The organism is Pseudoalteromonas sp. MMG005 (assembly GCF_018101015.1).
Taxonomy (GTDB): domain Bacteria; phylum Pseudomonadota; class Gammaproteobacteria; order Enterobacterales; family Alteromonadaceae; genus Pseudoalteromonas; species Pseudoalteromonas aurantia.
Genome location: NZ_JAGJEK010000018.1, coordinates 20520 through 36243, shown reverse-complemented (window position 1 = coordinate 36243; position 15724 = coordinate 20520). Strand labels below are relative to the sequence as shown.

Annotated in this window: 9 protein-coding genes; 1 reads left to right on the top strand and 8 read right to left on the bottom strand. The window is 40.6% G+C overall.

What is annotated here, in order from left to right; all coding sequences use genetic code 11:
• The 8 genes from J8M01_RS14980 to J8M01_RS14945 all read right to left on the bottom strand — a co-directional run bounded on the left by J8M01_RS14980 (position 1) and on the right by J8M01_RS14945 (position 13338).
• The gene (locus J8M01_RS14980; protein WP_210994867.1) at positions 1–1215 is read right to left on the bottom strand and encodes an HDOD domain-containing protein; all 1215 of its coding nucleotides are present in this window, start codon (positions 1213–1215) and stop codon (positions 1–3) included.
• A 191-nt stretch (positions 1216–1406) separates the two neighbouring features.
• A complete protein-coding gene (locus J8M01_RS14975) occupies positions 1407–2948 on the bottom strand; it encodes a glycogen/starch synthase (protein WP_211058535.1) in 1542 nt (513 codons plus the stop codon).
• Positions 2949–2959: 11 nt separating this feature from the next.
• Positions 2960–4258 (bottom strand): glucose-1-phosphate adenylyltransferase, encoded by a 1299-nt coding sequence (gene glgC, locus J8M01_RS14970; RefSeq protein WP_211058534.1) that lies wholly within the window; start codon positions 4256–4258, stop codon positions 2960–2962.
• Positions 4259–4285: 27 nt separating this feature from the next.
• Positions 4286–6769, bottom strand: coding sequence for a glycogen/starch/alpha-glucan phosphorylase (locus J8M01_RS14965; protein WP_211058533.1), 2484 nt, complete (start codon positions 6767–6769; stop codon positions 4286–4288).
• Positions 6762–8813 (bottom strand): glycogen debranching protein GlgX, encoded by a 2052-nt coding sequence (gene glgX, locus J8M01_RS14960; RefSeq protein WP_211058532.1) that lies wholly within the window; start codon positions 8811–8813, stop codon positions 6762–6764. Before glgX ends, J8M01_RS14965 begins: the two co-directional genes overlap by 8 nt.
• A gap of 3 nt (positions 8814–8816) precedes the next feature.
• Positions 8817–11045 carry a 1,4-alpha-glucan branching protein GlgB gene (gene glgB / locus J8M01_RS14955; protein ID WP_211058531.1) on the bottom strand — a complete coding sequence of 743 codons (2229 nt, stop codon included), beginning with the start codon at positions 11043–11045 and terminating at the stop codon, positions 8817–8819.
• Positions 11038–13026 carry a 4-alpha-glucanotransferase gene (gene malQ / locus J8M01_RS14950; protein WP_211058530.1) on the bottom strand — a complete coding sequence of 663 codons (1989 nt, stop codon included), beginning with the start codon at positions 13024–13026 and terminating at the stop codon, positions 11038–11040. Before malQ ends, glgB begins: the two co-directional genes overlap by 8 nt.
• A gap of 6 nt (positions 13027–13032) precedes the next feature.
• Positions 13033–13338: an isoamylase early set domain-containing protein gene (locus tag J8M01_RS14945; RefSeq protein ID WP_192510128.1), complete on the bottom strand. Its 306-nt coding sequence runs from the start codon at positions 13336–13338 to the stop codon at positions 13033–13035.
• Between the two features lie 466 nt (positions 13339–13804).
• Between J8M01_RS14945 and J8M01_RS14940 the strand changes: the two genes are divergently transcribed.
• The gene (locus J8M01_RS14940) at positions 13805–15721 is read left to right on the top strand and encodes a bifunctional diguanylate cyclase/phosphodiesterase (protein WP_192510127.1); all 1917 of its coding nucleotides are present in this window, start codon (positions 13805–13807) and stop codon (positions 15719–15721) included.
• Positions 15722–15724 lie beyond the last annotated feature (3 nt).

Below are 15724 nucleotides of genomic sequence, written 5' to 3'. Positions count from 1 at the left end.
TCACACTCTATCTTTATACATATCAGCCCAACTAATCGCTGAAGCGTGAAAATCTGGTAAGCAAGTATCTTCCAAGTTAAGTAAGGTACACGCCTCTTGCAAATGCCACCAACTTCCCGATTCATACGCTTTAACTACATTCAGTATGTAATAAAGAATATTGGGCTCACCGATTAGCGCATCCCTAAGCGCCTCGGGAAACGGTAAGCGATTAATAACTTGTGTCATTGGCTTATCCAATATCGCATCGAGTAACGAAAATAAGCCAGTTAAAAAACTCATACCCGCCATATTAGGACTGAGTTTTCTTGCGATTAACTCACAAAACCGCGATCTAACAATACTCAGCCGAGTTAGCTCTGTTGGCTTACCTTCTGCGATATGTGCAGTCATAATCAGTCCCACAAACTTCTTCGTTCGTTCATTACCTAAATACACTAATGCTTGTTTAAGAGACTCTATTTTGTTTTTTATAGGAAACACCCCTGAGTTTAATAAACGAAGTAATTTGTATGCTAACGCTGTATCTTGTGCAAATAATTCAGCCACCCGTACCATATTCATATGAGGTTTAAGCACCTCTGCATAAATCAGCATTGCAACAGCATAGTTAATTTCAATGTCATTCTGTTCTATGACTTTCGGTTTTGCGAAAAAGTATCCTTGAAAAAAATGAAAACCCATAGCATATGCTTGCTTAAACTCCTCTTCCGTTTCAACCTTTTCCGCCAGTAACTTCATATTCTTTCGACGTTTAAAGTTATTAACCAAAGGTTCAATGCTTGATAAAGGGCTTTGCATAATATCAAACTTAACGAGTCTTACCAGTTTAAGAAAAGGTTCCCAATCTTTGGTGTACTCGAAGTCATCAAGCGCCAAACGATAGTCACTGTGGAAAAGCGTTCTTACTAATTCGTAATTTTCAGCTGTTGGTTCTATCGTTTCTAGCAGCTCCAAGATAACGTCGTGCGCAGGTAAAAATTGCGCCAACTCCTGCGTTAAAGAATCTGGACCTATATTAATGAGCGCTTTTTTACCTGATGTAAGATAACGCGTTCCAAGATTGAGTTGGTTATCCATGATCAATTTTGCGGTTGCAGCATCATCACTCACATTAGGAAAGCTATTACTCGTCCCATCTCTAAATAACAGCTCGTATGCAACAACCTGTTTTTTTCGATTAAAAATAGCTTGCCTAGCTACAAATACCTTCAAATGGTGGCTCCTTGCTGATCACTACCCAGGAGATAGTACTTTGGTTTGCAATGATACACTTATTTTAACCATAAATGATTAAAAATCATATAGAACAAAGAGATTACTAAAATCACCCTCGCATAAATATAGCAGCCAAATGACAAAAAGCAGGCCATAGGCCTGCTTTTTAAAGATATACTTTCTGAATTTTACATAGTGGAATAAAGTAAATTAATATAATCTTTCGCTACATTATGCCATTCAAAACGCTGTGTTCGTGCACACTCGCGTATTTGGTTGTATTTTTCATTATCCTCATCATACATTGCCAGTGTTGAAGTAAACGTACTAATTAATGCACTTTGTTGTTTATCCAAGTCTTCCCCTTCAAATACAAAACCACTTTCACAATGAACGACTGTATCGCTGAGACCACCCACTTTGTGCACCAAACAGGGTTGTCCTGCCCGCATTGCCAGCATTTGGCTAATGCCACATGGTTCAAACGAGCTTGGCATCAAAAACAAATCTCCGAGCTCATAAAGCATATCTCCTAAATGCTGCCCATATCCATTTAGAAACAGTACATTCTCGTTTCGAGCCATCACTTGAGTAAAAGTAAACTCTAAATTAGTATCGCCAGAGCCCAAAACTATGATTCGTCCCCCTATTTTAGCAGCGATACTTGAGAGTTCATCCAATAAAACCCCAGTGTTTACCTCCTGCCTCAAAAGTAATGCTTTTTGATCTGTCAGTCGCCCGACACTCGTGACAACAGGCCCTTGCTCTTGAGCTTCTCGCCACTGCTTGATGCGCTGATGCGCAAGATAGTGGCTAGAAGACAGTTGCGGCGAGCTTGCCATCCACTCAAACAAAAGTGCTTCACTCGCATTAAGAAACATCGTTTGATCGCCTTTTGACTCTTGCTTATGAGGGTATTCACATCCATTTAAGATCCCGACTAACTTCCCATAGCGGTTGGCAATCTGCATATCATGCTCTAGTCCCTCCCCACCAAAGAAACCTCTGTCAGGTTCACTACTACGCAATACTTCATTGCTATAATTCGGTGAAACAACATGCACTTTATCGCACAATGTGATTGCACTGCGCATTGGATTAAAGCAATGAGGGTACTGATGATCGCACAGCATTTGTCCATCATAACTTAATGTAGGAAACCAAGCCTCTAGGCTCGATTCATCATGCTTAAACGGCCTGATCCCCTGTAATGCCAAATTATGCACCGTATAAATAGTTCTTAATGTCTTCAATCGAACAAAACGAGGGCTAAACTCTTTCAAGACTGCAACACATGCTGCATGCCAATCATGTAGATGTAATACATCGAGTTTCTGGAATAGACCATGCTCTATCGCTTCACTTACGGCAGCACTAAAAAAAGCAAACTTGCTCGCATCAGTTGCAAATGGACGTTGCTCATCATCGTTACAATAAATTGACCCACCGTGCGCACTAAAGAGGGAGTGGGAAATAACATATTGTATTACCCCCTCGCCTCGCTCGACTTCCCATAAAGTCGCAGTTTCCAAGTGTTGCCTAAATGGTACTGCGATATCACCTACAAAAGTTCTATTTAGATCATTTTGACCATAATCAGGCACAACTACTAGTGCTTCAACTTCGTGCTTTGCTAATGCGTAAGGGATATCTCGAATAACATCGGCTACCCCTCCCACTTTACATTTTGGTAAGCGGTCATTCTCCGCTGCAACCATTAATACCCGCATATTTCGCCTTACTACGCTGTTTTAAGCTCGGACGCTTCTTGTTCTTTACGTTGACTATACGCCACTAGCATTTCTCGTGTTACCAATACTATACCTTTATTAGACACACGGAAGCCACTTTTGCGATCTTCGTCCGCATCAAAACCTAATACTAACCCTTCAGGTAGATGACACCCTCTGTCTACAATAGCATTACGAATTTTACAATGTCTCTCAACTATCGCGCCAGGTAATAGCACTGCACCTTCAATTTCGCAAAACGAATGCACGTGAACATTAGAGAACAACAACGATTTCCTAACCACTGACCCTGAAATAATACAACCACCAGACACCGTCGAGTCTACAGCCATACCTCTTCGTTCTTCATCATCGAATATAAATTTCGCCGGTGGCAATTGCTCTTGGTAAGTCCAAATTGGCCATGTCGGATCATACAAGTCTAATTGAGGCTCTGGTGACACCAACTCCATATTGGCTTCCCAAAATGAATCTATAGTACCCACATCACGCCAATAGGGTTGTCCTTCATGACTAGGATCTCTAAACGGAAATGCAAAAACATTATGTTCTTCGATAATAGCGGGAATAATATCATGTCCAAAGTCGCGACCAGAACCTTCTCTTTCAGCATCTTGCTTTAATTGCTCAAATAAAAATTCCGTATTGAATACATAGTTCCCCATTGAAGCTAAACATATACCCTCTTTGCCCGGTATCGATGATGGCTCAGCAGGTTTTTCATCGAACCTTCTAACACGCTTATCTTTGTCTACTGTCATAACACCGAATGTGTTGGCAGCTTCTTCACATTCAACTTCAATACAACACACCGTCATATCTGCACCGGTTTCAACATGCTTCGCTAACAGCGCACCATAATCCATTCTATAAACATGGTCGCCTGATAAGATCATCACATACTTCGGTAGCTCATGACGAATAATATCCATATTTTGAAATACGGCGTCCGCTGTGCCGCAGTACCACTCATCTCCATATCGCTGTGATGCAGGCAATATCTCAACAGACTCTCCCAATTCTTTTTTGAAGTGGCCCCAGGCTCTATTTACATGGCGTATCAAAGAGTGCGACTTGTATTGAGTTGCAATACCCACTCTACGTATTCCTGAGTTGATACAATTTGACAGAGGGAAGTCAATAATTCTGTGCTTACCACCAAAATAAACCGCTGGTTTAGCGCGCCAATTTGTCAGCTCATGCAAACGTGAACCTCGGCCACCAGCCAAAATAAGGGCGTATGTCTCTCTTGTTAAACTACTTATGTAGCGGTTTGCGTAACTAGGCATTCATCTTCTCCATATATCCTTGCAGGGCTATTGCATTGGCTCAAGTCGCCAAATTTCATTACTATATTGTGAAATTGTTCGGTCACTAGAAAAGTTTCCACTGGCCGCCGTATTTAAAATACTAATTCGTGTCCACGTTTTACTATCTTGATACGTTTTAGATGCGAGGTTTTGTGCATCTACGTAACTTGCAAAGTCATGTGCGACAAGCCAAGGATCGGTAGAACATTTAATGGCATTTATCACATCGTCAAATATATGTGGTTCAAACAAGTTAAAATGACCACTTTCAAGTAATGCAATGACTCGTTTTAAGTTTTCATCTTCGGCAATAATTGAAATGGGGTCATAATTACTGCGGATCTGGTCAGTTTGTGCTGCGTGTGCTCCAAATAAGAAAAAGTTATCTGCACCAACTTGCTCTCTAATTTCAATATTTGCACCATCTAAGGTGCCTATTGTTATCGCGCCATTCATCATGAACTTCATGTTACCTGTGCCTGAAGCTTCTTTGCCCGCAGTTGATATTTGCTCTGATAAATCCGTTGCCGCACAAATTGTTTCCATTGCGGTAACGTTATAGTTGGGGATAAATGCCACTCGTAACAGTCCAGCTGCACGCTTATCCTGATTAACAACATCAGCTACATTGTTAATGAGCTTAATAACTTTCTTCGCCATGTAATACCCAGGCGCAGCTTTCCCACCAATTAATACACAGCGTGGCGTAAAGCCTTCTACATCGCCTCTACAAATTCGGTCATATAAGTGGATCACATGTAATACATTGAGAAGTTGCCGCTTATATTCATGTATGCGCTTAACTTGAACATCAAACATCATCGTTGGATCAAACACAACACCACAGCGTGCTTGTACTAAAGCACTTAGTCTTTCCTTATTTTGATACTTAACTTGTTGCCATTGCTTATGAAAGTTTTTGTCATCGTAGTAACGTCTCACTTTCTCAATTTGACTAAAATCAGCAACCCATTCATCACCTATTTTACTCGTGATTAACTCACTTAAAGCTGGGTTACAATGAGCCAACCAACGCCTCGGCGTGACACCATTTGTTTTATTATTAAATTTGCCAGGCCATAATTCATAAAATGTTTTAAATAAGCCAGCCTTGAGCAATTGCGTATGAAGTGCAGCGACCCCATTTACCGAGTAACTTCCAACAATTGCTAAATACGCCATACGAACCTGTGGCACATCCCCTTCTTCTATTAAAGATAGCTCTCTTTGCTTATCTATATCGCCAGGCCACTGCAATGCGACCTCAGCTAAAAACCTAGCATTAATTTCGTAAATAATTTCAAGTAATCTAGGTAATAATTTGCTAAATAAAGGCACTGACCAACGTTCTAACGCTTCTGGTAATAGCGTATGGTTAGTATATGCCATGGTACTTGTAGTAATGGACCAAGCTTTATCCCAGTCAATATCATATTCATCAACCAATAAACGCATCAACTCGGCAACAGCAATACTCGGATGCGTATCGTTTAATTGAAACACATGGTATTTCGCGAAATCTGAAAACTCCGCACCATACTGGCCTACCCATTTATTAAGTATGTCTTGTAAACTCGCACTTGATAAAAAGTACTGCTGACGTAAACGTAATTCTTTGCCGTTCTCACTGCTGTCATTAGGATACAAAACCATGGTGATCTGTTCAGCCATATTTTTACGGGCCACAGCTTCAGAATAACTACCCGCATTAAACTCATTTAAGTCAAATTCATCTGTCGCTTCCGATTTCCATAACCGTAATGTGTTAACAACCCCATTTTTATAACCAGGGATAGGAACATCGTACGGCACTGCGAGTACATCTTGAGTGTCTACCCAGCAACGAACATTTCGCCCTTGCTTACTCTTATAACTGTCAACTCGACCAAAAAACTTAACTCTACAAGCTTGATCAGGCGCACTCAACTCCCAAGGATGCCCCTCTCTTAACCAATTATCAGGTTGTTCAATCTGATGCCCCTTTTCAATACTTTGGTTAAACATGCCATACTCATATCGAATCCCATATCCTATTACGGGTAACGCAAGACTCGCGCAACTATCTAAAAAACAGGCTGCTAAGCGACCTAACCCGCCATTACCAAGCCCGGCATCATGCTCAGCCTCAGCAACAATTTCTAGCTCGCTGCAATATTGCTTAAGTGCAAGCGCCGTGGACTCTTGTAGATCTAAATTAAGTACCGCATTACCCAACGCTCTCCCCATTAAGAACTCAAGAGATAAGTACGCTGCTTTACGTGTTTTTTTTGACGTTAGATGCAAATTAGTTGCCCTACATCGAGCAACCATGCGATCTTTAATTGTCAATGCCAAAGCATGGTAGAGATACAATTGTGACTCACCCACTCGGTCGCGGCCTAAGGTATAATAAAAATGACGTGTTAAATCATCGTTCAATGTACTTTCATCTAGCTTAGGTGCATCTTGCCAGTGTTTTACGACGCATACATTTGTGCCTTTATTAGCCATGTATGTTTCCCTCTTTTAGCGATGTAAATACCCAACTGGATTGGGCTGAGATTGTGCACATGCTTTGTGCATTATCATATTTGGCTGAATCACAACTACTTAATGCAAGTTGCCAATGTTTTGAAAACGGTGCGCTGGGTAATCTTGCGTCTAAACAAGCATCATGCGCATTAAATACAATAAACAATGCCTCCTCTAATTGGCGATCTTGAATTGAATATAAAAGCCACTTTCGCCCTTCGCTATGCCAATCCGACTCTTTCATTTGTGCGCCATTTTCATCAAGCCAACTTACCGAGAATCGACTATCATCAGAGTGAACATAGAAAGGATGTTGAAAAACACTAAACTGTTTTCTAATCGCCAATAAATCTTGAATAAAGAACGTCAATTCATGATCCTGCTGAGATGATTTCCACGCTAACCAGTTCGTTCGATTATCTTGACAATAAGCATTGTTATTACCGCCTTGAGAATGAGAAAATTCAGTACCAGCTGCAAGCATTGGCACCCCTTTAGATAAAAGTAGCGTGGCCAATGCATTTTTTTGCATTTTTAGCCTTAAGCTACTTATTTTCATATCGGTAGAAAATCCCTCAGCACCGCAATTGAACGAATAATTCTCACTATGTCCGTCTCGATTCACTTCGCCATTAGCGAGGTTATGCTTATTTTCGTAACTCACCCAATCCGCTAACGTGTATCCATCATGACTCGTTACAAAGTTTATTGAGTTTAAAGGACCCCGCCGATTGTGTTCAAATATGTCATTTGAGCCATGTACACGCTTAGCTAATTCAGGCAACACACCTTCGTCTTGGCGCCAAAAACGCCTAACAGTATCCCTATATTTATCATTCCATTCTCGCCATGGTGGCAAAAAAGCCCCTAACTGATACCCTCCAGGACCAATATCCCAAGGCTCAGCAATGAGCTTTGCACTACTCAAAACAGGATCTTGTAACACCGCATGCATAAATGCATGTCGTGCATTAAAACCATGTTCTGTGCGTGCTAAAATGGTGGCTAAGTCAAATCTAAACCCATCGACGCCCATTACTTCGACCCAATATCGCAAACTATCTAAAACCAATCGTAATGTTTGTGGATCGTCAATGTTGAGAGTATTTCCGCACCCGGTGTCATTAATATATACACTGGGCTCCCCTAATACATGTCGATAGTACCCAAGATTATTTAACCCCTTTAATGACAAAGTCGGACCATCAATTCCAGCTTCTGCAGTATGGTTGAAAACCACATCTAAAATGACTTCAATTCCAACCTCATGTAAGGTCGCCATCATACGTTGGAACTCAGTTATATCATTGTCTACCAAGTAAGACTTATGAGGTGTGAAATAACTTAGCGTGTTATAGCCCCAGTAGTTCCGCAGCCCTTTTGTGATAAGAAATTGCTCACTCACAAATGCATGCACAGGCAATAACTCTAGCGTTGTTATCCCTAGACGTTTGATATGACGTATAAATGCTGGGTCTGAGAGTCCTAAAAATTTACCTCGAAATGCAGGGTTAACGTCAGGGTGCTTAAAGGTTGCGCCTTTAACATGACACTCATAAATAACCGTTTTTGACCATGCATGATTTGGTCGCTCTTCCACATACTTAGATATATTGCTCACTTTAGATTTAGGCATATCAATGGCGTTATCCAAAGTACTCAATGTCCCTACTGGCATATGACAGAAATGCCGTTCACTCCACATAAATTCCCCAAAGAAGTCTTTACTATATGGGTCCATCAGTAATTTATGTACGTTAAATAATCTCCCTGTATTCGGGTCATAATCACCATCCACTCGATATCCATAGAGGGTATTTTCTCTCAATGGCTCAACAAATACGCTCCAACCGCCTCCCTCATGCAAATACATCTCGATCATTGCAATTTGCGAGTGACCACTTGTATCAAAAAGACACAAATAAACTTGGGTAGCATACGGCGCAAACACCGCAAAATTTACGCCAGATTCTTTTACTACACTACCAAAACGCACACAGTTGCCACGACATGAATTTAACATTGGTTAACCCGTAATTCGCTTTAAGTACACAGTGGCTAAAGGAGGAATTGTAAGCACAATACTATTGTCGAAGCCATGCGCAGGGGTTGACGTTGATTCAATTAATTGCTGTTTCGCTGCAACAGCCTTCACGCCAGAGCCATGCAGGTTTTCATCATCTGTATTTAAGATAACTTCATACACACCTCGCTGCGGTACGCCAACTCTGTACAGGTGAAACACTTGAGGGGTAAAGTGACTAATGACCACAATAAGATCATCTTTAGAATGACCATATCTGGCAAAGCTAAAGATACTTTGCTCCGCATTATCACCATCAATCCACTGAAAGCCCGCTGGTGAGTTATCGCATTCATGCAATGCGCTTTGTTTTTTATAGACGTGATTTAATAATTTGACCGTTGCTTGTATTCCCGAATGAGCTGCTGAATCAAGTAATTGCCAATCTAAGCCTTGATTGTGATCCCATTCTGACCGAGGTGCCAATTCACTCCCCATAAACAACAGCTTTTTACCCGGATGTGCATACATAAAACCGTAATACGCTCTCAATGTTGCAAACTGTTGCCAATCATCTCCGGGCATTTTACTCAACAATGCCCCTTTGCCATGAACGACTTCATCATGACTAAGTGGCAAGATATAGTTTTCAGAATAAGCGTACGCCATAGAGAATGTCATTTCATGATGATGATAACGGCGATGAATGGGATCGCGACTGACATAATTTAAACTGTCATTCATCCACCCCATATTCCACTTGAACCCGAAGCCTAACCCGTTATTATTAACACTATTAGTGACGCCTGGCCATGCTGTTGACTCTTCTGCAACCATCATAATATTTGGGTTGTGTCCATAACATCGACTATTTACGTCTTGAATACATGCAATTGCGCCTAGATTTTCACGTCCGCCATGTTTATTTGCAATCCATTCACCATCATTACGACTGTAGTCTAAGTAAAGCATTGATGCGACAGCATCCACCCGTAACCCATCGAGGTTAAACTCGCTAAGCCAATACATCGCATTAGCAAGCAGGAAGCTCTTTACTTCTGGTCGATCGTAATTATAAATATAGGTATTCCAGTCTGGGTGGAAACCTTGCCTAACGTCGGCATGCTCGTATAAATGTGTGCCATCAAATTTATGTAAACCGTGTGGATCTGAAGGAAAGTGCCCTGGCACCCAGTCGATTAAAAGCCCTAGGTTTTCATCTTCACACCGTTCAACAAAGTAAACGAAATCATCGTAACTCCCAAAACGGCTTGTCGGCGAGAATAAACCAACTGGTTGATAGCCCCATGACCCATCGAAAGGGTATTCACTCACAGGCATTAACTGCAGATGTGTAAAGCCTAAGTCCTTTACATAAGGAAGCAAATCATCCGCTAATTCGCGATAGGTTAAAAAGCGGTTACCCTCTTCAGCGCGGCGTTTCCATGAACCAAGCTGCACTTCATAAATGCTAATAGGGGCGTCAATTTTATTCCGTTTAGCTCTGCTGTTTAACTGCTTAGATGAAGGTTTTTTTCTTACGGTCAAAGGCTGTATCACAGAGGCGGTACCTGGCGCTTGTTGCATCTTAAAAGCAAAAGGGTCCGCTCTATCATTCACATTCCCGTAACTGTCAACAACGGAATACTTGTATATTTGCCCTGCGTTCAGTGCTGGTATAAACAATTCCCAAATACCACTGGCTGGATGCTTACGCATGAAATGCTCTGTTCGCTGCCAACAATTAAACTCGCCAATGACCGAAATACTTTGTGCATTCGGAGCCCACACAGCAAATCGTACACCACTTACATTTTCATGAGAGACAAAATGGGCGCCAAGATGGCGATATGCATGCTCCAGTGTCCCCTCATTAAATAAGTACAATACACTGTCACTTAAGTTACTACCGAAACGATAGACATCGTCTTTTAAAACTGTTTGGTCTGCATATGCCACATCTAGCTTGTACGGAATTGGCAGATCATCTTTATTCACTCTTACTAAAAATAAATCACTGTTCACATAACGTTTAAATACGGATTTATGGTTTTTTCCTACTAACGAAACGTGCTTCGCACTCGGCAAATAAACGCGTACTTCGTACTCTGTATCACTGAGTTTATGCGCTCCTAAAAACGAGAATGGGTCACCAAATACCCCTGCTTGGAGTGCTGCCAGCTGCGCTGAATAGTCATGTATCTTATTGGTTGGTTTTAATATGCTATTCATGACCTGTCCTAATATCCGTTAAATTTTTAATGAAATGGGCGTGTTCCGCAAAAATATCGTCAATTGAATGCGTCAAACGTCTTCGCCAATTAGGGTACTCTTTATCTGTTCCTGGTATATTTACTGGTAATGATTGAAAATCTAAATCATCGAGTTGAAGGCAAAGGAGTTTAGATGGTGAACTTGCCAATACAATCAGTAACGCCTGATAAATCGCACCCGACTCACTACTTTGCGTCAGACCATTTTTGCCATGTTCTGATAGCCAGGTTAACAATCGTTGCCGCTCAACACTTCGCTTCTGTTGCTCGGTACAGAGTTCACGCTCTGTGATCAAATTGTAAGTGTACTTAAGTTGCAAATCATCACCGTACCACCAGCCCTTAAATGGAGGAACATCATGATTAGCAACCATCAAAATCGTATCTTCACGCAAACAATCACGTGGTACAAAGTTTCCATGATGGTCTTTTTCAAAATAGAAAAGAATATTTCCAAATAATGACGCTTCTTTCATTGAAGTAACCACCTCTGGCGGCACAACCCCGAGGTCTTCTCCAATGATCATGCTCTGAGCAATATTTGACTCGATTTTCAATATCGCCATTAAATGTTCAAAGGGGTAATAAACATAACAACCACTTTGTTCCTGCTCTACTTGTAAACACCACCAAAGCCGGCGCAATGCCATTACGTGATCGATGCGCAGTCCACCTACATAATTTAAATTACTGCGCACTAATGTTTTAAAAAAACTAAACTGGTTATGTTTAATCTTCACCGGATCTAAAGCGGGCAATCCCCAATTTTGTCCCCCTTCAGCCCAAGGGTCCGGTGGCGCGCCAACATTTGCATTTCCAGCATATAATTGACTATTTTCTGTATATTCAATGCCATCTTCTGCACAACCTACCGCTAAGTCATTTATTAACCCAACCGACATCCCACTTCGCTTTGCAACTTCTTGACACCTCTGCAGTTGTCTTGAGGCAAGCCATTGGCAAAAAACAGCGAAGCCCGCTCCCTTTAAGCCTGTCAGCAAAGAGCTTTGCTCAGATTGATAGCAAATGAATTGTGTTTTTAAATCCTCGGGTGCATGAGACTTAAACCCTTTATATAGTCCCTGTAGAACTGAATGTTTAACGTCACTAATCAAGCTATAATTAATGTATTGTTCTTGCTTTTGAGTTTCTAAAAGCTTGGACGCAGCTTCTAACTGTGCGTTATATTCATCACTGTCATGTGCCCAACGGCAGTTATCTAATGAAATATAAAGTGGATTAATTAATCCCCTATGGTTCGGGCTATATGGGCTGGCTCTATCTGGCTCATCTGGAAACAATAAGTGCAGAGGGTTAAGTAAGACAAAGTCGCAGCCTGATTTAGCACAGGCAATAATTAACGCTTCGAGGTCTAAAAAGTCCCCTATCCCCAAATTTCTCTCGCTTTTTAGCGTATACAGTTGGACTGATATCCCTAATTGCTTTTTTTCTATGGGATTGAAACATTGGTTTGGAGTAGACCAGATTTGGGTATTATATTGACCCCAAGGTAACGAAATAACAGCATCATGATAGCCAATAGGCATCGGTGGCAATGGTACCTCTAGTTCCAAATACGTTATATTGTCATAATAATATTCACCGGTAACTTTTAAATGCGCAGTATCAAAATTATGCTCGTAGTTGATAGTTCGAACTGATATGACGCCATGTGTAACTCTGTTATGCGCAGGTACTTTGATGCTCAGTGTACTACACTGAGCATCAACTAAGCTGACTTCAGGTACTACCGATTGCCACTGAACCACGTCTAGCTGATAATTTAACTCAGCGATAATTTGCTCATCGTTGGTATCAATGCCGCAAGCCTGTAACGCTTGGCTACGGGTATTTTGATCAAAAATGACATGCTCACCGGTGTACTTAACATAATCGTAGCCAACACCATGCAAGTAAAATAATTGCTGTAATCCACTCATTTGTATCTACAGCGCTGTTTTTTGGGTATTTACCACACTATTTTGTGTACCAAAACTATTGGTAACATAAGCATCTGCTTTGTGGTCGTTATCCCATAGCTCTCCATCAATCAAATATCTAAAATGGAACTGTTTATCTGTTGGTAAGCGATATTTACTCTTAAACGTCCGTTCCTTTTTATTAAACTTCATCGTCACGGGTTCCCAATCTGTAAACTCAGCAACTAGTTGCACTTTTTTTGCTTCAGGGTGAGAAAATGCGAATGTGACTTCAGCTTCGTCTTTTGTCTTAAAAAAACGTTTTGTTAACATAGCAGGCTCCAAATAAATCGTTTTGGGTAATTACGTCCTTGCCCCTGCGCCGTGCTTTTAACTACTCAACAATCGGAAACGGTGGGCATCATTGCACATTACAACAAAACAATATTTATGCTTTATGACAGTGCAACAGTTCAGTATTTGCACCAACTAGGTGCTATTTAATACCATTTAAGTCTAAATTTTCATTCTTGCTAGTATAATTAGCAAAACATAGACCAAATTGTGAGAGTTATTAAAAATTAGGTGAGAACTCTTCTCATGTAAAGTGAATTTATCTAAAGATTGACTACAATCATTGTATTGTTTATTCCTTTTGCAATAATCGCGGTAAGCAGTAAACTTAATTGAAATAAAGGAAAAAAGGGTGTAAAAGATTATAATTCTAATGGCTTAGATATGTATAATAGGGTGTCACGTCAAAGCGCGAGTTAATTTAAGGTTCTGGATTTAGCCAATTATGAGTAAAACATTAAAAGTATTGAGCTTTTTAGCAGTGAGCACGTTTTTATTTGGCTATGTTTTTAACATACTTTTTTCGAAGACCTGCGTCGATGCTCGCTTGGGATTTAATAATATATCACTAGTTGAAATTGCTGATCATTCAAGCTCAGAAATGCCAACACCTTGGTATCAGCTATTCATATTTGGTCAACAGTTTTTCACCTACCAAGACGACACGTTCGTACTTTTAGATAAGCATAACGATAATTTAATACTCGCTAAAAACTCAGAATTACTAACAACCACATTGTTATCGCCAACTGCTTTGGTGAGTTTTTGTATGTTAATATTCACACTAATCTATCTGTTTAGGGCTGAACGGAAAAAATATAGGCATAACATCGCGCTAAACTTGGTCCGCACCGACGTAACTAAATTACTTGAATCTCTTGATATCAAAACTCAAATTTTGCAGCATGGTGGACTACTAGCGCAAATAAGCCATGCAGTCCATGTCATAGCAGATAACGTTGATCGTATTAAACTACAAACAGATAGCAACCTATATCAAGATAAATTAACTCAGCTCATCGATCGCCATGCCTATCTAGAACATCTAGATATTCAATTAACAGAAGCCGAAAAAAAGCACCAACATTGTGGCTTACTATTTATTGACTTAGATGGGTTTAAACAAGTTAATGATTCATTTGGTCATAGCTTTGGTGATGAAATTCTCATTCAAGTTGCAAACCGCTTATCCAGCATCGTCAAGCAGTATGATATTCAAGATATCCACCCAATCCATGGCCTCGAACAAAATTTATCTCGCTTAGGGGGGGATGAATTTTCAATTTTTATTCCCAAAATTGAAGACGCTAGTTTTTGTACCCGCGTGTCACAAACTATTTTAAATGAAATCGAAAGAGATTTTGTGCTCGGCAATAAAATAGTTAAAATTGGCGCGAGTATTGGTATTGCTATCTACCCAGAGAGTGCTTCTCATCCGCACGCATTATTGCAAATGGCTGATGTTGCGATGTATCGAGCAAAAACCGACGGTCGAGGTATTTTCAAAGTTTATTCTCCAGAAATGGGCAGTAAAATCCGTCGCTATCACTACCTATTAGAAGAGTTACGACTTGCAATTGCATCGCAAAACTTTCATTTATCTTTTCAACCAATAGTACATGTTGAAGACTGTGCAATTGATTACTTTGAAGCGTTAATACGTTGGCATCATCCCATAGAAGGATTGATACCCCCTGCTGAATTTATTCCGATTGCAGAAGAGTCAAACCTCATCTTGGAGTTAGGGGATTGGATATTATTAGAGTCATGTCGTCAAATGTCGGCATGGCACAATGCAGGAATGAAAAAGGTCAAAATCTCAGTCAATGTATCTGGAATTCAGTTAAAACACCGACCAATCGCCAAATGGGTTGAACAAACGTTAGAAAAAACAGGACTGCCAGCCAGTTCACTGATGCTTGAAATTACTGAATCAACGCTTATCACAGCCAGTGAAGAAATCATCGAACAACTTGAGGCCTGTCGCCGAGCGGGTGTAACGATTGCGATTGATGATTTTGGTACTGGATTTAGTTCGCTTAGCACACTTGCAGACCTGCCAATTGATGTTATTAAAATTGATAAACTATTTATTACACAGGCCAGTCAAAATCAGAAATATCATAAAATACTGAACTCAATCAGCGAGCTAGGTAACCAACTTGGACTTAAAATTGTTGCTGAAGGTGTTGAGCAAGCTGAACAGTTCGAGCTGGTCAAAAGTATGGGGATCCGATGTGTTCAAGGCTATCTTGTAAGTCGCCCCGAAACGTCACACAACGTCGGCACTAAAGTGCTCAAAGGCAATGTCAATCATATCGCCTCAACGGGAACAAGTATTTGGTTGCCTGACAGTAAATAGCCA